Origin of the sequence: Arthrobacter psychrochitiniphilus (assembly GCF_003185915.1) — a bacterium.
Classification (GTDB): Bacteria; Actinomycetota; Actinomycetes; order Actinomycetales; family Micrococcaceae; genus Specibacter; species Specibacter psychrochitiniphilus.
Window position 1 is genome coordinate 253,848 of record NZ_QHLZ01000006.1, and the last position, 21,137, is coordinate 274,984.

At 59.4% G+C, this 21,137-nt stretch carries 17 protein-coding genes; 11 read left to right on the forward strand and 6 right to left on the reverse strand.

Annotation, left to right across the window (positions count from 1 at the left end; genetic code table 11):
• Nucleotides 1-164: 164 nt before the first annotated feature.
• Entirely contained in the window at nucleotides 165-1,166 is a 1,002-nt protein-coding gene (locus tag CVS29_RS11480) for a GerMN domain-containing protein (protein WP_110106447.1), read from the reverse strand.
• Between the two features lie 341 nt (nucleotides 1,167-1,507).
• On the opposite strand from CVS29_RS11480, the gene CVS29_RS11485 reads away from it, so the two are divergent.
• From CVS29_RS11485 to CVS29_RS11505, 5 genes are all read left to right on the forward strand, one after another.
• Nucleotides 1,508-2,581 carry a PhoH family protein gene (locus CVS29_RS11485; protein WP_110106448.1) on the forward strand — a complete coding sequence of 358 codons (1,074 nt, stop codon included), beginning with the start codon at nucleotides 1,508-1,510 and terminating at the stop codon, nucleotides 2,579-2,581.
• The gene (ybeY, locus tag CVS29_RS11490; protein ID WP_110106449.1) at nucleotides 2,578-3,051 is read left to right on the forward strand and encodes an rRNA maturation RNase YbeY; all 474 of its coding nucleotides are present in this window, start codon (nucleotides 2,578-2,580) and stop codon (nucleotides 3,049-3,051) included. The genes CVS29_RS11485 and ybeY overlap by 4 nt, the downstream gene beginning before the upstream one ends.
• Entirely contained in the window at nucleotides 3,048-4,406 is a 1,359-nt protein-coding gene (locus tag CVS29_RS11495) for a hemolysin family protein (RefSeq protein WP_110106450.1), read from the forward strand. Before ybeY ends, CVS29_RS11495 begins: the two co-directional genes overlap by 4 nt.
• Nucleotides 4,399-5,364, forward strand: a complete 966-nt coding sequence (gene era, locus CVS29_RS11500; protein ID WP_110106451.1) for a GTPase Era — start codon at nucleotides 4,399-4,401, stop codon at nucleotides 5,362-5,364. The genes CVS29_RS11495 and era overlap by 8 nt, the downstream gene beginning before the upstream one ends.
• Nucleotides 5,365-5,656: 292 nt before the next feature.
• Nucleotides 5,657-7,087, forward strand: a complete 1,431-nt coding sequence (locus CVS29_RS11505) for an LCP family protein (RefSeq protein WP_245932196.1) — start codon at nucleotides 5,657-5,659, stop codon at nucleotides 7,085-7,087.
• 111 nt (nucleotides 7,088-7,198) lie between these two features.
• Here CVS29_RS11505 and CVS29_RS11510 read toward each other — a convergent pair whose 3' ends face one another.
• Nucleotides 7,199-9,163, reverse strand: a complete 1,965-nt coding sequence (locus tag CVS29_RS11510; protein ID WP_110106524.1) for a M13 family metallopeptidase — start codon at nucleotides 9,161-9,163, stop codon at nucleotides 7,199-7,201.
• A gap of 299 nt (nucleotides 9,164-9,462) precedes the next feature.
• On the opposite strand from CVS29_RS11510, the gene leuA reads away from it, so the two are divergent.
• The 3 genes from leuA (at nucleotide 9,463) to CVS29_RS11525 (ending at nucleotide 12,940) form a co-directional block, all read left to right on the forward strand.
• Nucleotides 9,463-11,205: a 2-isopropylmalate synthase gene (gene leuA, locus CVS29_RS11515; protein ID WP_110106452.1), complete on the forward strand. Its 1,743-nt coding sequence runs from the start codon at nucleotides 9,463-9,465 to the stop codon at nucleotides 11,203-11,205.
• 136 nt (nucleotides 11,206-11,341) lie between these two features.
• Nucleotides 11,342-12,094 (forward strand): DNA repair protein RecO, encoded by a 753-nt coding sequence (gene recO / locus CVS29_RS11520; protein ID WP_110106453.1) that lies wholly within the window; start codon nucleotides 11,342-11,344, stop codon nucleotides 12,092-12,094.
• Between the two features lie 9 nt (nucleotides 12,095-12,103).
• Nucleotides 12,104-12,940, forward strand: coding sequence for an isoprenyl transferase (locus CVS29_RS11525; protein WP_245932197.1), 837 nt, complete (start codon nucleotides 12,104-12,106; stop codon nucleotides 12,938-12,940).
• A 71-nt stretch (nucleotides 12,941-13,011) separates the two neighbouring features.
• On the opposite strand, the gene CVS29_RS11530 is transcribed toward CVS29_RS11525, so the two are convergent.
• Both CVS29_RS11530 and CVS29_RS11535 read right to left on the reverse strand, forming a co-directional pair.
• Nucleotides 13,012-14,166, reverse strand: coding sequence for an alpha/beta hydrolase (locus tag CVS29_RS11530; RefSeq protein ID WP_245932198.1), 1,155 nt, complete (start codon nucleotides 14,164-14,166; stop codon nucleotides 13,012-13,014).
• The gene (locus CVS29_RS11535; protein ID WP_110106455.1) at nucleotides 14,163-15,866 is read right to left on the reverse strand and encodes an FAD-binding dehydrogenase; all 1,704 of its coding nucleotides are present in this window, start codon (nucleotides 15,864-15,866) and stop codon (nucleotides 14,163-14,165) included. The genes CVS29_RS11530 and CVS29_RS11535 overlap by 4 nt, the downstream gene beginning before the upstream one ends.
• Nucleotides 15,867-15,959: 93 nt before the next feature.
• On the opposite strand from CVS29_RS11535, the gene CVS29_RS11540 reads away from it, so the two are divergent.
• Complete coding sequence (locus CVS29_RS11540) at nucleotides 15,960-17,027, forward strand: quinone-dependent dihydroorotate dehydrogenase (protein WP_110106456.1); 1,068 nt, start codon at nucleotides 15,960-15,962, stop codon at nucleotides 17,025-17,027.
• Nucleotides 17,028-17,177: 150 nt separating this feature from the next.
• On the opposite strand, the gene CVS29_RS11545 is transcribed toward CVS29_RS11540, so the two are convergent.
• Both CVS29_RS11545 and CVS29_RS11550 read right to left on the reverse strand, forming a co-directional pair.
• Complete coding sequence (locus tag CVS29_RS11545) at nucleotides 17,178-18,182, reverse strand: aldo/keto reductase family protein (protein ID WP_110106457.1); 1,005 nt, start codon at nucleotides 18,180-18,182, stop codon at nucleotides 17,178-17,180.
• Nucleotides 18,183-18,384: 202 nt separating this feature from the next.
• Nucleotides 18,385-18,987 (reverse strand): DUF3043 domain-containing protein, encoded by a 603-nt coding sequence (locus tag CVS29_RS11550; RefSeq protein ID WP_308467738.1) that lies wholly within the window; start codon nucleotides 18,985-18,987, stop codon nucleotides 18,385-18,387.
• Between the two features lie 70 nt (nucleotides 18,988-19,057).
• Between CVS29_RS11550 and CVS29_RS11555 the strand changes: the two genes are divergently transcribed.
• Both CVS29_RS11555 and CVS29_RS11560 read left to right on the forward strand, forming a co-directional pair.
• Complete coding sequence (locus CVS29_RS11555) at nucleotides 19,058-20,512, forward strand: dipeptidase (protein WP_110106459.1); 1,455 nt, start codon at nucleotides 19,058-19,060, stop codon at nucleotides 20,510-20,512.
• Between the two features lie 65 nt (nucleotides 20,513-20,577).
• On the forward strand, nucleotides 20,578-20,961 hold the full coding sequence (locus tag CVS29_RS11560) for a HesB/IscA family protein (protein ID WP_110106460.1): 384 nt from the start codon (nucleotides 20,578-20,580) through the stop codon (nucleotides 20,959-20,961).
• Nucleotides 20,962-21,137: the final 176 nt, after the last annotated feature.

The window sequence follows — 21,137 nt, forward strand, 5'->3', positions numbered from 1 at the left end:
CGCGCAAGCTCGGCAGCGGGTCCCTCGGGCGTGGGGGCCCACCCACGGCCTCCGTTTCACCCACGGCCTCCGTTTCACGCGCAAGCTCGGCAGCGGGTCCCTCGGGCGTGGGGGCCCACCCACGGCCTCCGTTTCAGCTTTGAGAGGCCTACTTTTTTGGCCGGTTACGGGCTGCCGGTGATGGTGACAATCTTGGTGTCGATGCCAATTTTGCGGCCCGGCAGCAGGGGGTTGTCGATGAAGACGGAGAGCTGGTAGCTGCCGTTTGGTGGAACCAGATTGAAGGTGAACTCACCCAACTCGTTGGGACCCTGGGGAATATTGACGGTTCCGCTGAGATACTCGTCAGCGACTTTGCCCTCACTTACGTGAGACAAAGACCACGCCAGTGTCCCTGTCGGGGAGACGCCTTGGCCCGTCACCTTCAGTGGGAGATGCTTGTATGTTGAGCCGTTGGCCGGGTCAATGATCCAAACAGGGGCTATATAGGCAGGGTTACGGGTCAGCGGCTTATCCAAGGGGACATGTCCAAAGGCGCTATAACCGGTATGTCCGTCAACAAGAACGGAGACCTGGATGGGGGAGCTGGTGTCAACGAGCCCGGCCATGGCGGCCGCAGCAGTGGCTGTGTACACCAGCTGGGAAACGGAACGCTCAGCCATTCCGGCGTCCGCTTTTTGACTGAAGGCGTCCGCCGACACATCCACCGTGATGACATTCTTAGCGGAAATGGAGGCTCCGAGCCGGGACGGGGCACTCCACAAGGTGAAGTAATCGGGGTCCAGTGCCTTATTGCTCATCATGATGCGCAATGCGGTGACAATGGGCTCATCGAGGGCGGTGGAAGCGCGGAATTCCCTGTACAGGAAAACATCGCTGTTGCTGCGACCTAGCCAGTAAACGGGCAGGGTCTGCGAGGCTGTGGCAGTTTCCAGGGGCGCACTTGTCACTAGCCCGGTGGACGAGGACGCCGCCGTGGCTGGCATTGACGAGTCAGGGTTCTGGGTGTTGGCAGAGGTACAGCCGCCCAAAAGAAGTGTCAGTGACAGGGCCACAATGGCAACCTTGTCTACGGTGCGCAGCCTCTCGGCCGTCCGCTGCCCCCTAACATCCGGGATGGCAGCGGCGCCAGTCCGGGGTGTTGGCACAGGGGGGAAGGCGTCCATGGGGAGTTGTCTCGCAGTTTCTTTGTCAAAGTGTGCTGGTTGAAGGCCCAGTCCATGATGGATGCGCCTGCTCCAAGCATCCCCACAAGGCTTGGAACCGTACCTAGCTTGGCACAGGAGAATGTGCGGAAGAGCTCGAATTGGCTGGTTTGGGTGAACTGAAACCGTATCGAAACACTTTTCCGCAGTTTGGGACAAAGATGCACATCGGCGGCGAAGCGTATATGAGCGGCGTTGCTGAGCAGTGCACTAGAATTGATGATAAGGAGAAATAGCAGGCGTTCCGGGAATTAAAACCGGTAAACCCAAGGAGAGATTTCAGGCCTGGACGGGCCGGACTTATGGCAGAGACAACAGCACACCAAAGCGATCACAGCGCAGAAGAAGGTCAGGGCGGGCACTTCCCCCATTCAGTGGACGGGACCCGCACCGAACTGGTGTATTTTCGCTCAACCGAGCAGATGGTTGCCACCTTGGGTGCCGAAGACGAGGGGCTGCGGGTTGTTGAAAAACTCTATCCGGGGATTTCCTTCCTAGCTCGTGGCAATGTGCTCACCATCACCGGCCCTGTTGGAGTAGTGCCGCGCATCATGCACTTGATGGAGGAAGCCCGCGGCATGGTGGCCCGCGAGAGCACCATGAGTGCTGCCATCTGGGAACAGCTGGTAGTCATGCTCAAAACCCGTCCTGAGGTCTCTGTGGTGGACATCCTCAGTCACGATATTCTCTCCAGCCGTGGCCGGACCATCCGGGCTAAGACCGCGAATCAAAAGGACTATGTAGACGCCATTGACCGCAACACCGTGGTGTTCGGTATTGGCCCCGCCGGCACAGGAAAAACCTATCTGGCCATGGCAAAAGCAGTTCAGGCTTTGCAACACAAAGAAGTCAGCCGGATCATTCTCACCCGCCCTGCCGTTGAAGCAGGGGAACGGTTGGGCTTCTTGCCCGGAACCTTGAACGATAAAATTGATCCTTATCTGCGCCCGCTCTATGACGCACTGCACGACATGATGGATCCGGAAACCATTCCAAGGCTCATGGCGGCAGGAACCATTGAGGTGGCTCCGCTGGCCTACATGCGTGGGCGCACCCTCAACGATGCGTTCATCATTTTAGATGAAGCCCAGAATACAACCCCGGAGCAAATGAAAATGTTCCTGACTCGGTTGGGTTTTGGATCCAAGATTGTTGTCACGGGAGACATCACGCAAGTGGATCTGCCCACGGGAACGCGGTCTGGCTTGCGGGTAGTCAGGGAGATTCTCGAGGGCGTTGATGACATCAACTTCTCCATACTGGACGCCACGGATGTGGTGCGCCACCGTTTGGTGGGTGCCATTGTCAGCGCCTACAACAGCTGGGATGAAGCTCATCCCAGCCCCACAAAACCGAAGGACAGCACGTCACGATGAGCATCGAAATTAACAATGAATCAGGCGTGGAGGCACCCCAGGAAGAGCTCGTCAAGCTGATCCGTCACATCCTGACGGCCATGCATCTGCACCCGCAAACGGAAGTTTCGGTCATTTTGGCGGATATTGAAACCATGGAAAAGCTTCACGTGGAATGGATGGATGAGCCCGGCCCCACCGATGTGCTCTCCTTCCCCATGGATGAGCTGCGCCCCGGCACGGCTGCCGAGCCCACCGCACCAGGATTACTGGGAGACATTGTTCTTTGCCCCGTTGTGGCACAGGAGCAGGCGGTGAGTGCAGGGCACTCCATGGAGGAGGAACTATTGCTGCTCACCACACACGGCATGTTGCACCTGATGGGATACGATCACCGTGAACCGGAGGAAAAGGAAGAGATGTTTGGCATCCAGCGTGAATTGCTCTCCAGCTTCCTGGGCCGGGAAGCTCCGCGGGAGACCACGCAGTGACGCTTGTTCTCTTGCCGGTCCTGGGGATTCTCTTCACGGCCATTGCCGCTTTTTTGACGGCCATTGAGTCAGCGTTAGGGTTCTTTCCCCGCCACGACTCGGAAAGCATTGCCTTGCACAGCCGTGGCGTATCCATGGATAAGGTCCTCGCTGAACCTCAAGCGCACTTGAATGCGCTGAAGTTTTGGCGGGTCTGGTTTGAAATGGCTGCCGCCGTAGCCGTGGCCCTTTTTCTGGTGCGGCTGCTGGACAACGAATGGCTCGCCGGGCTGATCGCCACCGTCATCATGGCTTTTTTGGGGTTCATGATGGTGGGCGTGTCCCCGCGACGCCTGGGCCGCCTTCACGCGGCTGCTCTTGTAGGCCGAACGTCCTGGCTGGTGCACTTTCTACGGCGCGTTCTGGGCCCCATCCCGAAATGGCTGAACCGTCTGGGCGCCGCCCTCACCAAGGACGCGCCAGCTGCCGATGAAGGATTTGTCAGCGAAGAGGAATTCCGTGAATTCGTTGATCGCGCCAGTGAAGCGGACATGATTGAGGACAATGAGGCTGAACTCATCCACAGCGTGATTGACATGGGTGAAACCATGGTTCGGGCCGTTATGGTTCCGCGCACTGACATCATGAGCATTGGCCAAGATTCCACACTGGAAGAAGCACTCGAGGCCTTTCTGTCTTCGGGGTACTCGCGCATTCCAGTAATTGGGGAAAGTACCGACCATATTCTGGGGATCCTGTACCTCAAAGACCTGGTGGCTACCCTGTACCGCAACAATGGTGCCCGGGGCAGGCCCAGCGTGGAGCAGCTAACACGAACTGTTCGTTATGTTCCCGAGTCCAAGCCGGTGGACGCCCTCCTCAAAGAACTCCAGCTGGAATCAACACATGTGGCCATTGTGGTGGATGAGTATGGCGGAACGGCCGGTCTGGTGACACTCGAGGACCTCCTTGAGGAAATTGTTGGAGAAATTGAGGACGAATACGATTCCGTGTCCCCAGATGTGCAGACCCTTGCAGAAGGGTGCTTCCGGATTCGGGCCCGGTTGGCCGTTGACGAACTCGGTGAGCTTTTCGATAAGGACATGGACGACGACGAGGTGGACACGGTGGGCGGCCTCCTTGCCAAGCACTTGGGGCGGATCCCCATGGTGGGGGACATTGTGGAGATCTCCGGGGTGATCTTGCAGGCTGAGCGCAAGGAACCCCAACGCAACAGAATTAGCCACATCATCGCCAGCCGTAATATTGCCAGCAGCCGGTCCGGGACGGACACTGGCATAAGAGATTCAAAATTAGCTAATGCGCCTTCGAATGAGGCGACCATTGATCAAAACACTAGGAGCAACCATGAGTAAGTCGAACAAGAAGCTGGCCATGCCTGCTCCCAAGGCCGAGGGTTTCCGTGCAGGTTTCGCCGTCTTGGCCGGCCGGCCCAATGCAGGGAAATCAACACTGACCAACGCCCTTGTGGGACAAAAGGTAGCGATCACCTCGGCCAAGCCGCAAACCACCCGGCACACCATTCGTGGGCTAGTGCACAGGGACACATTCCAGCTTGTTCTGGTGGACACCCCAGGGCTGCACCGCCCCCGAACACTCTTGGGTAAACGCCTCAACGATCTGGTGGCGGATACTCTGGCTGAAGTTGATGTTATTGGTTTCTGCTTGCCGGCCAATGAAAAAATTGGTCCCGGTGACAGGTTCATCGCCCAGCAATTGGCCAACGTAGGCAAAAAACCTGTCATTGCCATTGTCACCAAGACAGACACGGTGGACCGCCAAGCGGTCACAGACCAGCTCATAGCTGTTGACAAGCTGGGCCGGGATGTCTTCGGCGAGACTGGCTTTGCCGCCGTCGTACCTGTTTCCGCTGTGGAAGACTTCCAAGTTGAAACCTTGGCAGGGGTGTTCGCCAGCTACATGCCGGAGGGCCCTGCCTTGTATCCTGATGGGCACCTCACCGACGAGCCTGAGGCTGTCATGGTTGCAGAGTTGATTCGTGAGGCCGCGCTGGAGGGCGTTCGCGATGAACTGCCTCACTCCCTCGCCGTGGTGGTTGAGGAGATTATTCCCAGAGAAGGCCGCTCGGAGGATAACCCGTTGCTGGATGTGCGGGTCAATCTGTATGTGGAACGGCCCTCCCAAAAGGCCATCATTATCGGCAAGGGTGGGGCCAGGCTTCGCGATGTAGGCACCACTGCGCGGAAAGGTATCGAGGCGCTACTGGGTACCAAAATCTACCTTGATTTGCATGTCAAGGTAGCCAAGGATTGGCAGCGCGATCCCAAACAGCTTGTTAAGCTGGGCTTTTAGCGAATAATTCAGCAGGAAGGCGGCGGCCTGCCGGGCCGCCGCTTGATGTTTTTCTGTTCAATTTTGGGCGAACGTGTGGCTTGTGGGATGTTCCCAGCCTTCGCCGATAAACTCTTGAGAGTTTATATCCATAGTGAAAGGTTTGTTCATGGGGCGTCGCCGTGCCGAAACGGGGGCAGTGAAAGCTGCCAGCACCCCACCTAGGGGACCTGAGAGTACCTTGGAGCCGGCCGGCAGGCACTACAAGCCCCATCGCAGAGCCCCACTCTGGTTGCGAATCACGGCTCTTGCTGTGTGCTCAGTCCTTGTTATTGGGTTAGGCACTGCCGGGCTGCTTTTCTACAAGCTGCAAAGCAATGTCACAACAGCGCCGCTTGACGGGCGCGTACCCAACGCCTCCGGTTCGGGCAAGTCCGTGGAAGACACGGGCTCCTTGCAGATCCTGATTCTTGGAACCGATACACGCGCTGGCAAGAACAGTGAGTACGGTACCGCGGAAGATTCTGCCGGTCAGGGCCAATCGGATGTGATGCTCCTGATGGATATCTCGGCAGATAACAGCCGGGTCTCCGTGACCAGTTTTCCCCGCGACCTCATGGTGCCCATCCCTGATTGCGTGTCCGTGGCGACCGGTGAAACCGTTCCAGGGGCACTTCTGGGACAGCTCAACGGAGCGCTTGCGGCAGGGCCCGGCTGCACTGTAGCGGCCATCAATGACATCACCGGATTGACCATTGACCATTTCATGCTGGCTGACTTCACAGCCGTCAAGGAACTTTCCAAGGCCTTGGGTGGTGTTGAAGTGTGTGTTGACCACGCCATGTATGACGTCAACGGCTCGTTCCTGAAACTACCCAAGGGTAAAAGCCTGGTAGAAGGGGAACAGGCGCTTGCTTTCCTGCGCACCAGGCACGCCTTTGGTGATTCCGGTGATCTGGACAGGATCAAGGCCCAGCAGTATTTCCTTGGCTCCATGGTGCGCAAGGTCAAGAGTGAAGGGACGTTGACCAACCTGCCCAAGCTCTACACCTTGGCTGACGTGGTCACCAAAAACCTCACCATTGATGAGAACCTGGCCAATGTTCCAGCCATGATCGGTGTAGCTACACGCTTGGCCAAGATTGATCTGAGCAAGGTCTCCTTTGTCACGGTCCCCAACGAACCATATTCTGCAGATATCAACAGGGTTCAGTTGAAGGAGCCTCAGGCCAGCCAATTCTTCGCAGCCCTGCGCCAGGACGCGGATCTCTCCGGAGCCCCCTCCCCGAGCCCCCCGGCCGCGGCTCCTTCTGGCGTCGCGTCAAGCAAAGCCCCTGAAACGCAGGCGCCCTCAGCACCGCCCTATGACAAGTCACTGCAGCCCATCAGCGTGGTCAACGCAACCGCCATTGTTGGCCGTTCCCTGGAATTGGTCCAGGAACTGGCGGCCGCTGGTTTCCAAAGTGCTTGGCAGGCAGGGGATGTTCCCGTACAGAGCAAAACCCAGCTTCTCTACGGGGCGGACATGGCTGACGTGGCGGCTGATGTGGCCGCACTCTTCAAGCTTCCCGCAAGTGCCGTGAAATCTGATCCAACCGTGACGGGCATCAGCCTCGTGGTGGGGGCTGATTGGGCCTCCGGCAAGGAATTCGGCAAGATCGTTCTGCCAGATGACATTGTCTCCAGCACCGCCGAGCAAAGCGGTGAGTGCATGAAGGTCAACCCGCTGTACTACACCTACTAGCTCGCCACGGGCTAGAACACACAAGGGGGCGCGGTGGTGAAAGGAATCCTTTCACCACCGCGCCCCCTTGTGTGTGAGGTGCTTAGTGGCTGCCTCTGAGGTACCGTCTGTCTACCAGATGCTGACGCGTTGCTCCGGTGCCAGCCACAGTTGGTCGCCCGGTACGGTGCCGAAGGCCTCATGGAAGGCATCGAGGTTGCTGACCACCGCATTGCAGCGTAGTTCCGCGGGGGAGTGCGGGTCTATTGTGAGGCGTCGGACAGCTTCCTCGTATCGGATCTTGGTGCGCCAGCATTCGGCCCAAGAGTAGAAGAAGCGCTGGGCACCCGTGAGAGAATCAATGACAGCTGAGCTGGAATCCTTCAAGCTGAGCTGGTAGGCCTTGAAACCGATGGCTAATCCTCCGAGGTCGCCGATGTTTTCACCGAGGGTCAGTTCACCATTGACGAACTCGTCGGGGGCGGCCATGGGGGACAGTACGTTGTACTGTTGCACCAATCTCTTGGTGAGAGCCTCAAAAGCGCTTCTGTCCGCGTCAGTCCACCAGTTCCGCAGTGCCCCGGAACCGTCAAATTGTGAACCCTGGTCATCGAAACCATGGCCAATCTCGTGCCCGATGACGGCGCCAATCCCACCGTAGTTAGCGGCGTCGTCAGCTTCTACATCGAAGAAGGGTGGCTGCAAGATTGCGGCCGGGAACACCACCTCGTTCATGGTGGGGTTGTAGTAGGCATTGACTGTCTGGGGTGTCATGAACCATTCATCATGGTCAATGGGGGCACCAATCTTTGCCAGCTGCCGCGCCAGCTCGAAGGCGTTACTGCGCTCAATGTTGCCCAGCAGGTCCCCTTCTCTAATCTCCAGGGCGGAGTAGTCACGCCACTTGGCGGGGTAGCCGATCTTGGGAGTGAAGGCCGCCAATTTTTCGAGGGCCTTTTCTTTTGTTTCGCTGCTCATCCAGGCAAGCTCGGCAATGCTGCTGCGGTAGGCCTCGATGAGGTTAGCTACTAGGGCTTCCATACGAGTTTTGTGTGATTCAGGGAAGTGTTTGGCTACGTAGAGTTGGCCCACCGCCTCACCTAGGGATCCTTCAACAAGGGCCACGGCTCGCTTCCATCGGTCTCTGATGGCAGGGGTCCCGCTGAGGGTTGTGCCGTAGAAAGCGAAGTTACTATCAACAAATTCCTTTGACAGGTAGCCTGCCAGGCTGGAGATGGTGCGCATGGCCAGCCATGCCTGCCAATCGGCCAGGCGGCCCTCCACCAGCAGGGCTTGTTGCCCGCTAAAGAAATCAGGCGTGGCCACCACCACTTCAGCGCTTTGCTCCTGCGTCACACCCAGAGATTCGAGCCAGGTAGCTAGTGCAGGCAAAAGCGCAACGGCTTCACTGTGATTCATCAGGTTGTAGGTTTTCTGTGGATCGCGCAAGGACACCTTGTCCAAGTGTGTTGCGGCAATCTCCGTCTCCAGGGCCATGATGCGCGGCGCCTTGACGGCGGCGTCGGCTATGCCCGCCAATTCCAGCATGGTCTGGATATGTCCAACATAGGCGGTGCGAATGGCCTCAAATTTTTCATCCCGGTAGTAGGACTCATCCGGGAGCCCTAGGCCAGATTGGAAAAGGTGCAGCAGGGCGCGGTCTGGATTTCCGGCGTCGTTGTTGACATAGGCACCGAACAAGGTGCTGCCACCGGTACGGTCCAGATCGCCCATGAGCCGGACCAGGGCCTCCATGCTGCCTACCTGCTCAATGCTGCGGAGCTTTGCAACGAGGGGAGCGGCCCCGGCTGCTTCAATGGCGGCCTCATCCATGAAGGTTCCATACAAGGCACCAATTTTTGCGGACAGTGCCGCGTTGGCGGAGTCGGTGGGGTCCGCCTGCGCGCCTGCCTGCTCAATGATGGCCTTGACGGCATCTTCGGATTCGTCGCGCAAGGTGATGAAAGATCCGGTGACTGCCCGGTCCTCCGGGATCACCTCAGCGTCCAACCACGTGCCATTGACATGGCGGAATAGATCATCCTGGGGCCTTGTGCCCGGGTCAAGATGGCTGAAATTGATGCCGGCGTGGGTCAAAGAAATCGTTTCCCCTTCATGGGTTACCGCCTTCAAGCGTTGCTGGCTTGCAGGCGTGGTGCGCTCACAGGTGTGTGCTTTTTGGAAGGTGGGCGAACCCACAAAGTGAGTTCGTTCACCACCATCCTACGTGCCGTGTTAGGGTAAAAATGTGCGCACTGGAATGCTTCTTCTTAGCTGCCGCGGCGAGGCCTAGAACCTGTTGATTTGTTCGACACGGACCATGGCCACCCTCGCTGCGGTGTTTGTGTTGCCCGGCCGGCCTCCCACTTCGTTGTACAACAGATAAGGTCACCTCCATGCGAAATGCGCAAAAACCCTCCGGAATGCCCGTCGAGCGTTACATCCCGTTCCAGGATCAGATCTCCGTGAGCTTGCCGGATAGGACATGGCCGGACAAAGTAATCACGAAGGCGCCGCGCTGGTGCGCCGTTGACCTCCGCGACGGCAACCAGGCTCTGATTGACCCTATGAGCCCGGGCCGCAAGATGAAGATGTTCCAACTGCTGGTCAAGATGGGCTTCAAGGAGATTGAAGTAGGCTTCCCGTCCGCCTCACAAACCGACTTCGACTTTGTGCGTCAGCTCATCGAAGGCGGCCACATCCCGGACGACGTCACGATCCAGGTTTTGACTCAGGCACGCGAGCACTTGATCGAGCGGACCTACGAGTCCCTGATCGGTGCCAAGCAGGCAATCGTGCACCTGTACAACTCCACCTCGGTGCTGCAGCGTCGCGTTGTCTTCAACCAGGACGAGGACGGCATCCTTGACATTGCCCTGCAGGGTGCGCGCCTGTGCAAGAAGTATGAAGAGACCCTGACCGATACCCGCATCACCTATGAGTACTCGCCCGAATCATTCACGGGAACCGAGCCCGAATACGCCCTGCGCGTTTGCAACGCCATTGCCGACATCTTCGAAGCCTCAGCCGAGAACCAGGTCATCATCAACTTGCCCGCCACCGTGGAGATGGCCACACCCAACGTCTATGCCGACTCTATTGAATGGATGAGCCGGAACCTGCACCCGCGGGAAGGCATTGCGCTCTCCTTGCACCCGCACAATGACCGTGGTACCGGTGTTGCTGCTGCCGAGCTGGGCTACCTGGCAGGTGCTGACAGGATTGAGGGTTGCCTGTTCGGAAACGGTGAGCGCACCGGCAATGTGGATCTGGTGACCTTGGGCCTGAACATGTTCACGCAGGGAATTGACCCCATGATTGACTTCTCTGACATTGATGAAGTGCGCCGCACCGTAGAGTACTGCAATCAACTGCCGGTACCTGAGCGTTCACCGTACGGTGGCGATCTGGTGTTCACCGCCTTCTCCGGCTCGCACCAGGATGCCATTAAGAAGGGTTTTGAAGCCATGGAGGCCGACGCTGCCGCGGCCGGCGTTGCCGTGGAAGCACACACCTGGGCTGTCCCGTACCTGCCCATTGACCCCAAGGACCTGGGCCGCAGCTACGAAGCTGTCATCCGGGTCAACTCCCAGTCCGGCAAGGGTGGTGTGGCGTACCTGTTGAAGAATGAGCACAGCCTGGACCTGCCGCGCCGGGCACAGATTGAATTCTCCGGCGTCATCCAGCAGCGCACCGATACGGTAGGTGGAGAAGTCAGCGCCGCCGAACTGTGGAAAATCTTCAAGGATGAATACCTGCCCGCAGAGGGTAGCGATGAGCAGTGGGGCCGCTACCGCATTGGGCCGTTTACCACGTCAACGGATGACGACGGCGAGATGATGCTCGTTGCCAAGGTCACCATTGACGGCACAGTCCACACCCGCACGGGAACCGGCAACGGGCCCATTGCAGCTCTGCTGGGTATTCTGGCTGAAGATGGCATGGATGTGCGGGTCTTGGACTACTCCGAACATGCTCTCTCAGAGGGAGGGGATGCACGTGCTGCGGCATTTGTGGAGTGTGCCGTTGGTGAACGCGTACTGTGGGGTGTTGGCATTGACGCCAACACCTCCACATCATCCTTGAAGGCAGTTATCTCAGCCGTCAACCGTGCGGTGCGTGACTCTCAGAACGTCTAATCACCAAACAGTGCACCCCGGTAGCTGCCACCTCTTGGCAGCTACCGGGGTGACTTGTTTGCCGGGCTTGTTTGGCGGATCCATTGCTCGGCGCGGGTTGCTCCGCGGCGGGAGGCAAAGATGGGATAATGGGTCAGTGTCCAATCAATCTTTTGCCGCCCGCACCTATCGGGATGATGCTGTGATTCTGCGCACGCACAAACTGGGTGAAGCAGATAGAATTATCACGCTCCTGACACACCATCATGGGCAGCTGCGTGCCGTAGCCAAGGGGGTGCGGCGCACCAGCAGTAAATTTGGCGCCCGGCTGGAACCGTTCATGGTGGCTGATCTTCAGCTGGTCAAGGGACGTTCCTTGGACATCATCACCCAGGCAGTGGCGAAGGCAAGCTACGGCGATGCGATTGCCGCCAATTATGACAGATACGTGGTGGCGGCGGCCATGGCGGAAACGGCGGAGCGGCTCACCGATGTTGATGGCGAAACCTCAACAGCGCACTACCTGCTGCTGGTGGGGGCCCTGGCCGCGCTCAGCCGAGGCGCCCATGCGCCCGAGCTGATCCTTGACTCCTACCTCCTAAGAGCCGTCTCGATCGCAGGCTGGGCGCCGAGCTTCTCAGCCTGCGCCCGCTGCGGTGAGCCGGGCCCTCATGGCGCCTTCAATGCATCCTTGGGTGGGGCCGTGTGTCATGACTGCAGGCCGCCGGGTTCCCCCGCCCCTGCTCCGGAAACTATGGTGCTTCTGGGGCAGCTATTGAGCGGAAACTGGGCCGGGGCACAGGGCTCCTTGGCCCTTCATCGTCGCGAGGCGGCGGGTCTTGTGGCCGGTTATGTGCAATGGCATTTGGAACGCACTGTGCGTTCCCTGAAACTTGTGGAGCGTGTTTAGAGTATGGCAATGCAGCGCAGTGGAAACAAAGGCGGCAAGGCAAAAAGCAGCCGGAGCGCGGCTAAGCTTCCGGTAGTGGCGCCTTGGCCGCACACCTCAGGGGAGAGTGCCCCTGCCATTGCCCAAGAACTCATCCCCGAGCACGTTGCCATTGTCATGGATGGCAACGGACGCTGGGCCAACCAGCGCGGCCTGCCCCGGGTGGAAGGGCACAAAGCGGGGGAGCCGGCGCTGCTGGACGTCATGGCCGGGGCTATTGAAATGGGCATAAAATATGTCAGTGTCTATGCCTTCTCGACGGAAAACTGGAAGCGCTCGCCCGAAGAAATCCGCTTTCTGATGGGATTTAACAAGGACGTATTAAGACGCCAACGGGATCAACTCGACGCGTGGGGTGTGCGCATTCGATGGTCAGGACGGCGGCCCAAGTTGTGGGGCTCTGTCATCAAGGAGCTTGAGGCCGCCCAGGAGCACACCAAGGACAACGATGTGATTACGTTGACCATGTGTGTTAATTACGGGGGCCGGGCGGAAATTGCAGACGCCGTGGCGGCCTTGGCCGCGGATGTGGCGGCGGGGCGGCTGAGCCCCAAACAGGTCAATGAAAAAACCATCCAGAAGTACATGTACCTGCCCGATGTCCCTGATGTGGACTTATTCCTGAGGTCCAGCGGAGAGCAGCGGCTCTCAAATTTCCTGCTGTGGCAATCAGCGTATGCGGAGTTTGTTTTCATGAACACCATGTGGCCGGATGTGGACCGGCGGACCCTGTGGGCTGCTGTGGATGAATACGCCCGCCGGGACCGGCGCTATGGTGGCGCCGTGGATGCAGCTGCCCACGGCTAGTGGCCTCCACGTAAGGACTACGGGACCTTCTGAGGGCACTGAAAATACAGGCTCCCTAGAAGGAATCATGCCTAATCATCAGTGCCCTTGGTCGAAGCAGGTTTTAGCACAGGTGTTACATAACCCTGCAGCCAGCGGGCCACTTTGGTATAGGCGTCATCTCGCACCGGTTGGGGAGAGAGAAGAACCTCATGAAGGGCCCCCTCGATCCGTTCCAAGGTGACGGAGTTTCCCAGTGAGAGGGTCCGTAACGCCAAAGAGCGCACATCAAGGACCACGTCGGCACGCAGCATCGCATCGTTCCAGACAGGGCCAAGCATGCTCTTGGAGGAGAGCAGCACCAGAATGGGCATGGGTAGTTTCAGTCCGGAGGCCACTTCCTGTTGCGCGGCTAAAATAGCCTTCATCCAGCCGGCCCGAACAGGAAACGCGTGCGGTGGCCGGAGTGCCTTGTCCACCGGCCATTCTCCATAAGCTTCATTGCTGATGCCGCGCCAGTAGAACGACCGTTCGGGCACACGCATCCGCAGCAGTGGCCGCAAATCTGCCAACTGTACCAAGGGTGTAGCCGCCCGCCTGATCGCGGCCCCGCCCTGGATCTCCAGCCAAGGGCTGTTCAGTACCAGATGGCTGACCCGGCCGGGATAGTGTTGCGCCCACAATGTGGCGATGAGCCCACCAGTGGAGTGACCTACCAGAATGAAGGGCCGTGCCGGCCTCTCACCGGGCTCTAGTGAGCCGGGCACGGTTTCTGCCCTTTGCTGATGAGGCGCGCTCTCCCTGTCAATGAGGTCATATGCGGCGAGTATTTCGGCGTCGTAATCGGCCAGATTACCCACATAGCCGCCCAGTTCAGGAGACTCCAGGCTGCGGCCGTGATTGTGCAGATCAAGAGCATAGAAGTTGTATCCGCGATCCGTGAAGAACTCAGCCAATCCTGTGTTGTAGAAGTAGTCGCTCCACCCGTGAATGAACAGCACAGGCGTGCCCGCTATTGCTGGGGAGGCTTGACGGGGGCCACCTTGGGGCCGGTGGCGGACCAGGGTGGCCCGGTACTCTCGGCTGGGGCTGGGGCTGGGGCTGGGGCTGTCAGCGTTCGCTCCGGCCCCGGGGGCAGTAGTGGTCTGTGCGTTGAGGTTCTGGCCGGGCATTGGCACCAAGAGCGTTGTTGCTTGGTAGTCCGGGCCCAGAATATCTGGCCCCCAGAGCGTGGTAGCGGCGCTCATACCCCGGTACTCCCAGCTGCAGCAGCCGCAGTCCCGGTAGCTTCTGCCGCGTGACGGCCGGCAACGCGGCCGGAAAACAGGGCGCCGCCAAGGAAAGTTCCCTCTAGGGATCGGTAGCCGTGCATGCCGCCCCCGCCAAAGCCAGCAGCCTCGCCGGCAGCAAAGAGGCCGGGGATGGGCTCACCGTCGCCACCGAGCACCCTGGCCGAAAGGTCCGTTGTGAGCCCGCCCAGGCTCTTGCGCGTCAGAGTTGTTAAGCGAACCGCAACCAGCGGGCCGTGCTCCGCTGCCAGGATTGGATGCGGGGGAACCACTCGCATCAGTTTGTCGGTGGCAAAGCGGCGCGCCTCCCGGATGGCATTGAGCTGAGTATCCTTGCCAAGGCCACTGTCCACTTGCATATCCCTCGCGAGAATAGTTTGGTGCAAGTTTTCCGGATCGATCAGTGAGTTGCCCGTCAACGCGTTCATCTTGAGCGCCAGTTCCTGGGCGGTGGCAGCCTGAACAAAGTCAATGCCCGCGTCGAGGAACTTTTGCAAGGGTGCCGGGGTACCGGGAAGGGCACGTTTGGCCAGAAGTTTCACGTCCTTGCCTGTCAGATCCGGGTTCTGTTCGGAACCAGAGAGAGCAAATTCCTTGTTCAGAATGGTCTTGTTGAGCACAAACCAGGAATGTTCATGTCCAGTGGTTTCTAAATGACGAAGCGTGCCCAATGAATCAAAGCCCGGGAACAGCGGGATGGGCAGGCGTTGTCCCGTGGCGTCGAGCCACAGGGGTGAGGGCCCGGAAAGAATCCGAATTCCATGCAGAGGCCACACGGGCTCAGGGTTGTGGATGCCCTCTGTGTAATGCCACATGCGGTCTGTATTGATCAGTGCCCCACCGGAGTTGGCCACGGATTGTTGGAACTCTCCGTCCACGGAGGCGGGGACTCCGCTGAGCATATAGTCCGGACCGCTACTGTTGGGCCATTGTTCCCTGACCATGGCGTGGTTTCCGCCAATCCCACCAGTGGTGACAATAACTGATTGGGCGGACACCTCAAAATCTCCTACAACAGTGCGGTTGCTGGCTTCGCCTCGGTTCACACCGGAGGGCTCAAGAAGCTCGCCGCGCACCCCGGTGACGGATCTGGAATGGAACACCAATTCCGTGGCGCGGTGGCGGAAGGCAATCTGAACGCGCCCTGCGGCCACCCCCTCACGGACCTTGGCCAGAAAGGGGGAGAGAATGCCGGGGCCGGTTCCCCACGCCACATGGAATCGGGGGACGGAATTGCCGTGACCTTGGGCGTCGTAGCCGCCACGTTCAGCCCATTGGACAAGGGGGAAGAACCTGACTCCAAGCGCATGCAGCCAGGCCCGTTTTTCTCCCGCAGCAAAGTTGACATAGGCTTCCGCCCAGGCGCGTGGCCAGGCATCCTCGGGACGGTCAAAGGCTGCTGAACCCAGCCAATCATTCATGGCGAGCTCCACTGAATCCTTGACCCCCAGACGGCGTTGTTCCGCAGTGTCCACCATGAACAGCCCGCCGAAGGACCAATGTGCTTGCCCGCCCAGTGACGCTTCGGGCTCCTGATCTAGGATCAACACGCGGCTCCCCGCGTTATACGCCTCTGCTGCGGCCACCAATCCGGACAGTCCCGCCCCTACAACCACCACGTCCGAATGCTGCCACACGCCACCGCCATTGGTATTCATGTGGCCATGCTAACGCCTCTTTGTCAGCCGTCACGCGTACAGCTCACGTTCAGGCGTTTTGCAGTTGTGCCGCCGAACCGGAAAACTAGGGGTATGCGTATATATCCCACAGTTTTCCGGCTCTGCTTTTCTTGGATGGATGCCGAGAAGGCGCACAAGATCGGCTTCACCATGATCAAGGCGATCCATACCGTGGGAGGCGGTGCAGTATTGCGCCGCATGTTCACCCCGTCTAGCTCTCTGACCACACAGGCATTGGGCCTGACATTCCCCACACCGTTTGGCCTGGCGGCCGGGTTTGATAAAGAGGGCAAGGGCATCAACGCCCTGGCAAACCTGGGCTTTGGTCACGTTGAGGTTGGCACCATCACGGGCCAGGCTCAAGAAGGAAACCCTCAACCGCGTCTCTTCCGTCTCGTGGAGGACCGTGCCGTGATCAACCGCATGGGCTTCAACAACGACGGCGCCGCAGCCGTGGCTCCTCGTCTCAAGGAAGCGCTGGCTGGGCTGAGTAAGACCTACCCGGGAGTCCGGCCCATCGTTGGTGTCAACATTGGCAAAACCAAGGTGGTCGAGTTAGAAGATGCGTTGGAGGATTACCTCATCAGCGCCCGCACCCTTGCGCCGTCGGCCGATTACCTTGTGGTCAACGTCAGCTCACCCAACACCCCCGGGCTGCGCTTGTTGCAAGACGTGGCTACGCTGCGGCCGCTACTTGTGGGAGTTCGTGAAGCGGCCAATGCCTCCGCGGCTCGGCATGTCCCGTTGCTGGTGAAGATTGCCCCTGACCTCGCCGACGAGGATGTTGCGGATGTTGCAGCCCTGGCCCTGGAGCTCAAACTGGATGGCATTATCGCCACCAACACCACCATCAGCCGCGAGGGCTTGGCCAGCCCGGACGCCTTGGTCCAGGAGAAGGGTGCTGGCGGGCTTTCCGGAGCGCCGTTGAAGGCCCGCTCATTGGCGGTCCTGCGCCAGCTCAAGGCGGCCGTAGGGGATTCTCTGGTTCTTATTTCAGTAGGTGGTGTGGAAAGCGGTGTCGACGTCCAGGAACGGCTCGACGCTGGTGCCACCCTCGTTCAGGGCTACACGGCGTTCTTGTACGAGGGCCCTTTCTGGGCGGCTCGTATCAACAAGGAACTTGCCGCGTTGCGCAAGTAGCAACACATTTGCGCTTCAGCGGGGGTCGAGATCCTCGGAGCGGGGATGGATTTCCCCGCACGGTATGAGGAACGAAGAACGCGCGAGAAATCTTACTGCCCGCGAGAGGACCTCGGCGCCCGCCTGTATGCTCCTACCCTTAATATGCGCCTACGCCACGCGGGTGGGCGGGCTCACTGTTTTCGCAGGATCGTTAATGATGGACGGAGCCAGAGCAGTGTCAATGGCTGCCATGAGCTCGGCCGGGATTTTCACGCCGGAGGCCTTGACGTTCTCGGCCACCTGCTCGGGCCGTGAGGCCCCCACCAGGGCTGTTGCGACGTTCTCGTTTTGCAATACCCACGCAATAGCAAGCTGTGGCATGCTCAGCCCCAGCTCCTGCGCAACCGGGCGCAATTTTTGTACATTGGCCAGAATGTCATCGTTGAGGAAACCCTTGATGGTGTTTGCCCCGCCGTGTTCGTCCGTGGCGCGCGAACCGGCAGGCAGCGGCGCGCCCGGAAGGTATTTCCCGCTCAACACGCCCTGCGCCATGGGTGACCACACTACCTGGGACATGCCCAGCTCCTTCGCGGCCGGGATCACCTCCGGTTCAATGACCCGCCAGAGCGCTGAGTACTGCGGCTGGTTTGAGACCAGTGAGAACCCTGCCTCGCGTGCCAGGCGCTGGCCGTCACGGAGTTGTTGCGCGGTCCACTCTGAAACTCCGATGTAGAGAGCCTTGCCTGCCCGAACCACATCGCCGAAGGCGGCAATGGTCTCCTCCAGGGGAGTCTGAAAGTCGTAGCGGTGCGCCTGGTACAGGTCAACGTAGTCCATGTTCAGCCTGCGCAGGGAGTTATTGATTCCCTCCATGATGTGTTTGCGGGACAGGCCCGTATCATTGGGGCCCTTGGGTCCCACCGGCCAGTAAACTTTGGTGAAGATTTCCAGGGATTCGCGGCGCTCCGAGGCCAGGGCAGCGCCAAGAACTTCCTCCGCTGCCCCGTTGGCGTAGGCGTCCGCCGTGTCGAAGGTGGTGATGCCGGCGTCCAGCGCTGCACGTACGCAGGCCGTGGCAACCTCGTTTTCCACTTGCGAGCCGTGGGTGAGCCAGTTGCCGTAGGTGATTTCAGTGATTTTCAGGCCGGATCGGCCAAGGTGGCGGTATTCCATAGCTCCAGCTTAACCACACTTAAAGTGAAACGCCGGTCACTTCCTTCAGGAAATGACCGGCGTGCTGCGCAGTGGGTATGTTCAATGACGTTGCCCACGCTCCCGAGGGCCCCGAGCCGAGGCACGAAAGTTGGGTGGTGTGGGTGGGCCCACGCTCCCGAGGGCCCCGAGCCGAGGCACGAGGTTTGGGAGGGAGTGGGGACTAGGAAGGCCACTCTCCGCGGCTCACCATGGGCTTGGGCAGGCGCAGACGGCGGAACTGCATTGAACGCATGGAGGCGTACCAGATCACACCGGAATCCACGCCGCCGAACTTGGCAATTACAAGGCGCTTAAGCTTGCGTGACATGAGCCAAACATCAATTGCCACACCTGCCACCATGACCCAGAAAAGGCCAAAGAGGATAATCGTGGCGTTGTTCGTGGGCGGGATGACAACTGTCAGCAGCACAATGGCCAGTGCCGCAAACATGACGTATTCGCCGAGGCTGAAGCGGGCGTCCACATAGTCACGGACGTAACGCTTCTGCGGGCCCTTGTCACGGGCTGGCAGGAAGCGTTCTTCTCCGGTGTCCAGGGCGCGGCGCATACGGGCCTGCTCTTCACGGCGAGCGTCTCGCGCTGCTACTTTGGCTGCCCCACGGTCGTTGGGAACAAGGGGCCGCTTGCGGGCGTCCTCCTGTGCCTTCCGGGACGGCGTGGGCACGCCTTTGGCTGACTGCGGGTCCTTGGACCTGACAATCGGCTCGTTGGAGGCAGCCGCCAGCTGCGGGTCGGGGGCTTGATCTTTCTTACGTCCAAACACCCGTATAGAATACCCCGAACACGGCCGCCACCTTGACCGCAGGTGTTTTGGCGGCGGTAGTCTTTGGTTCATGACTCTTGAACACACGCCTCATGCCGGGTTGGATCCCCGCATGGGAGCACAGCTCCCCACGGCCGCGCTTCGAGCAAACGTAGCGGCAAACCTTTCCGCCACGGTGGCGGAACTCGTAGAACTGGTGGCCATTCCCGGAATCGCCTGGGATGCCTTTGACGCCGCCGCGCTTGAACGCAGTGCGGAAGCCGTGGCAGAACTTATCCGCACTACTGGCCTTGAAGACGTACAGATCCTGCGCGTTCCCAAGGCCGACGGCGCCCCGGGCGGCCCCGCCGTCGTGGCCCGAAAACTTCCGGCCCCTGGTATGCCCACCGTGGTCCTTTACGCCCACCATGACGTACAGCCGCCCGGAGATAGCGCACTCTGGGACACCGAGCCTTTTGTGGCCACCGAGCGTGAGGGCCGGCTCTACGGCCGCGGTGCAGCAGATGACAAGGCCGGCATCATGGCACATATTGCCGCCTTCCGGGCCGTCACCGAAACCTTGGGTGCTGACTTCGGCGTCGGCATTACCTTCTTTATTGAAGGGGAAGAGGAGGCGGGTTCACCCACGTTCAAAGACTTCCTGGCCGAATACCGTGATTTGCTAGCTGGTGATGTCATTGTTGTTGCCGATTCAGCTAACTGGCAGGTAGGTATACCGGCCCTGACCACGAGCCTGCGTGGACTGGTTGACGGCACAGTGGAGGTCCGGGTCAGCGCCCATGCCGTCCACTCGGGCATGTTTGGTGGGCCTCTACTTGATGCGCCCACCCTGTTGGCCCGCCTGATTGCCACCTTCCATGACGATCAGGGCTCGGTGGCTATTGCTGGCCTGCACCGGGGACCCGAGGTTGCCCTGGAATATCCGGAAGCAACATTCCGGGCTGACGCTGCCGTGCTCGACGGCGTTAAGCTGGCTGGCCGCGGCAGCCTTGCCTCACGGTTGTGGGCCCAACCAGCGCTGAGCGTCATTGGTATGGATATCCCCAGCGTTGATATGAGTTCCAACACATTACTGCCTTTTGCGCGGGCCAAGATCAGTCTGAGACTGGCTCCCGGGCAGGATCCGGCCGCGGCCATGGAGGCCTTGGCGCAGCACATGCAGAGCAATGCTCCCTTTGGCGCCCAAGTCACTTTCATGCCGGGCGAATCCGGTCAGTCCTTCGCCACCGACGTCTCTGCTCCCGCAGCCCAAGCCGCACTGTGGGCCATGGGGGAGTCGTGGGGAGTGCCGGCTGTGGAGACGGGAATGGGTGGGTCCATCCCCTTCATTGCCGATCTGAAAGAAACCTTCCCGGCTGCGCAAATTCTCGTCACCGGTGTTGAGGACCCGGATTCCCGCGCCCACAGCGCCAATGAGTCGTTGCATTTGGGTGACTTTGAAAAGGCCATTGTGTCCCAGGCTCTCCTGTTGGCGGCCGTCAATAGCGGTGCGCTGGGGGATCGTCAAACGGGTCAGCAAGTCTGAACCAAGTTAGCGCCTCTGCCGGGCTCGACGTAGCATGTACTTGTACCCTCACGTAAGGAAACGCCATGACTGCAAATGTCCACGAAGAAACCACATCTGCCGCTGTTGAAAGTGAGCTGCCCACCCATGGTGTGCTGATCACTGATGTTGCTGCCGGCAAGGTACGTAGCCTCCTTGAACAGGAAGGCCGCACCGACCTGCGCCTGCGTGTGGCAGTTCAGCCCGGAGGCTGCTCCGGTTTGATCTACCAGCTGTACTTTGATGAGCGCGTGCTCGAAGGAGACGCCGTACGTGACTTTGACGGCGTCGAGGTGGTCATTGACAAGATGAGCGTGCCCTACCTAGACGGTGCCAGCATCGACTTTGAGGACACAATCTCAAAGCAGGGTTTCACCATTGATAACCCTAGTGCCGGGGGCTCTTGCGCCTGCGGCGATTCATTCCATTAAAGAAACTTCTGCTCGAGGTGGGGCTGTCCATAAATATTCTTTGTGGACATCCGACGCACGGAGGGTTTAGTGCGCATTTTGCGTGCCATAGCGGTAAGCTCTACATCGAGTAGTAAAACCCATTAGCTCCAGCGGTATGCAACCGTTGCAGAGCACAGTAACAAGAGGAAGGGCCG